This window comes from Variovorax sp. WDL1, assembly GCF_001541225.1.
Lineage (GTDB): Bacteria > Pseudomonadota > Gammaproteobacteria > Burkholderiales > Burkholderiaceae_C > Variovorax.
This window is the reverse complement of record NZ_LMTS01000014.1, coordinates 7,069-9,519: the sequence shown is the minus strand read 5'-3', so window position 1 is coordinate 9,519 and position 2,451 is coordinate 7,069. Positions and strand designations below refer to the sequence as shown.

Sequence of the window (2,451 nt, the reverse complement as noted above, 5' to 3'; positions counted from 1 at the left end):
TTGTCGTCGACCACTCAAGATAATTGTCGCTGGCCACCCGACCACTGTCCTGCTCTTCATCGTATTTCGGATTGCTCTTTCGCTTGTGCTTGATCAATGCCCGCATCACAGGTGACCAGTGCAGGATTGCTGCATAAGAAAAGTGGAAGACATCATGGAACCGGTAGCCATCGCGATCGGCAATGTTGTCCGTCAGAGGGTCTCCAATGAATACGCCCTTCCATTGGAGGTAACTCTTGCCACTGCCTCGCTGATTGACCCGGATTTTGAAATCCCTGGGTAGCTGTTCCTCAATTCCAAACTCACTGTCGAAATCAAGGCCAGCCAGGTCTTCTGCCTGCGGCTCCAAGAACGCGCCGCGAGCTTTCCGGAGATTTCCGCGAGCCACCTCAGAGAACGCAAGTTCGGCCGCATGAATTGCATCCAGGTAAGCCCGTGCGAAAGCAATCAAGTCTGCGCGTGCAGGCGTACTTCCAAGTAGCGCTGCCGCTGACTGCCCCAAACGCACCAAGGTGGCATCCAACGAAGCAGTCGCGGCGACAGGCACAGCGATATAGGCTAACGCACCTTCGGTGATGTCACTTGCAGCGCCCACATTCTTGAAGTTTCCGTGGTTCGCAGCTTCCGAGAATATCTCTTCGAGAGGAATCTGCAGGCGCCTGCAGATTGCAGCCAAATACCAGAGGGTGTCGCCAAACTCTTCTTCTGCCGCCTTCTTGAAACCCGGGTAAGCCGTTCTCTCTCGAACACTTTTCTTGGCCGTAGCCATTATGCCGCCGACTTCTCCGTATAGACCTTGGAGGACAGGATTGAAGTCATTCGGGTTGAGTACGTCTGTGGCTGCAATTTCCGCAGCGTAATCCGAGAGCAAGAGGGAGCCTTCCTTTTTCATCGGTCACCTGCGAAGAGTCAGCCATTCGAATGGAGCGCCCTGATAACCGCTCACGTCAAAGCTGCGAATCCATTTCTCAAGGTTCGCAATCAGTTGCGCATCGTCAAAGGTGGTTAGACCTATTCCCGTTTTGCATAAGGGCCGATCTTGCTGGTCTTTCAGTTCCTCGGGAAATTCCGGACCCTCGCCCCCGAAGTACACAAAATCATTACTGATCAGGACCCTGTTGACGCCCGTATCACGGGCAACATGGTCCGGGTTGAGCGTGCCATTGGGGCGGGAATGAAATGAGTCTCGCTGCTGCCAAGCGGCTCCAGGCGCGGCCCTGAAGTAGATGTTGTCCCCGCAACTTTGCTTCCGACTCCCATTGCGGTACGGCATCTTGTATTCAAACCGTGGATCTGCGCCATATTCGTCGAATGTCATCGCCTCGGTAACGCGCATCGCGTACACGAGACGCCCGCCACGTCGGACAGTTCTATCATTGCTGCCACTGCCGACCACCCAATCACCGATGTCAGCGGATCGGCGGATATTGGGTTTGCAGGTCGCAAGCGTGCAGTAGCCATAGAAAGGGTTGGGCGCGAAACCACTGTCGTATCGCACCACATAGGAGTGAATGCGAGCCATCAGCAGGGATGCCGCTTGAGTGGAACCGGGTCGCAGGCACCACCGTCTGGCTTTTCCCACGAGTCCTTCCCGTTGATCGCGTCAATGATCGCATCGCCGTTCCACCCAACCAAGGCGTCGGCATATTCTTTCAGGGCCTCTGGAAGGTCGCATTCCTTCTCGCCATGCTCCCAAACACCGACAATGCGCTTTCCCTGTTTGGCCGCATATTCGATTTCCCAGTTCACCCAATCGCTATTCTTGGTCTGGGGCGAAACGTAGCAAATGAACACTCCAGCCCAGTTGATGGCAGGGGCAAGGATCTGCGTCTTTATGTAGTGCTCATCGGTGGCATTGTTGAACTTCCCTGTATGGATGGAGGAATCCCTGACCTCGATCCCTTTTGGAGCTAACAGATCCTTCAGCTTCTGGAGTCCGTGATCGTCCTTATGGACATGGCTGATGAACACGTTCCTTTTCTCTGCCACCTGTCACCTCCATTGTTCTTACATGGTTTGAAGATCGTAACTGTGTTTTCGGCCGCTGTGGCAGGAAATGCTGACCCGTTTGCCTTGATCAAATAATTGCCTGCAAACCCTTGTCGGCGATGACGTTGAGCAGCTTGAGGGCCGGCCCGGTGGGATGGGTTTCGCCTTGCTCCCACTTTCGCACGGTCGACGCGGTGGTGTGCAGGTGAAGTGCGAACACCGGCTGGCTGAACTTCAACCGTTCGCGCAGGTGTTTGATGTCGGCAGCACTGAACTCCCGCACCGGCGGCGGGCAGATCGCGTCGAACTCGCGCATCGTCACCTTGCCGATCGCTCCCGCTTCGTGGAGCGCAGCCAGGTCGCCACGCAGGGATTCAATGATCTTGCTCACAATGCACCTCCAATAACACGCCCGAGTGCAACGCCTTCGACAAAGCCTCGGCGGACAGTTCCAGGAACACC

The 2,451-nt window shown here is 55.4% G+C and carries 4 protein-coding genes and 1 pseudogene; all 5 read right to left on the bottom strand.

Features of this window, described 5'->3' with window-relative positions:
* Window positions 1–892 (bottom strand): nucleoside triphosphate pyrophosphohydrolase family protein (locus APY03_RS01440; protein ID WP_068673217.1); only part of this gene is annotated, 892 nt, incomplete at its 3' end.
* A gap of 3 nt (window positions 893–895) precedes the next feature.
* Window positions 896–1,522, bottom strand: coding sequence for a hypothetical protein (locus APY03_RS01435; protein ID WP_011805822.1), 627 nt, complete (start codon window positions 1,520–1,522; stop codon window positions 896–898).
* The gene (locus APY03_RS01430; protein ID WP_013721787.1) at window positions 1,522–1,989 is read right to left on the bottom strand and encodes a TIR domain-containing protein; all 468 of its coding nucleotides are present in this window, start codon (window positions 1,987–1,989) and stop codon (window positions 1,522–1,524) included. The genes APY03_RS01435 and APY03_RS01430 overlap by 1 nt, the downstream gene beginning before the upstream one ends.
* 88 nt (window positions 1,990–2,077) lie before the next feature.
* Window positions 2,078–2,380: a helix-turn-helix domain-containing protein gene (locus tag APY03_RS01425; RefSeq protein ID WP_011805820.1), complete on the bottom strand. Its 303-nt coding sequence runs from the start codon at window positions 2,378–2,380 to the stop codon at window positions 2,078–2,080.
* Window positions 2,364–2,451: pseudogene (locus APY03_RS43165) on the bottom strand (type II toxin-antitoxin system RelE/ParE family toxin); the annotation flags it as partial. The gene APY03_RS01425 and the pseudogene APY03_RS43165, both read right to left, overlap by 17 nt.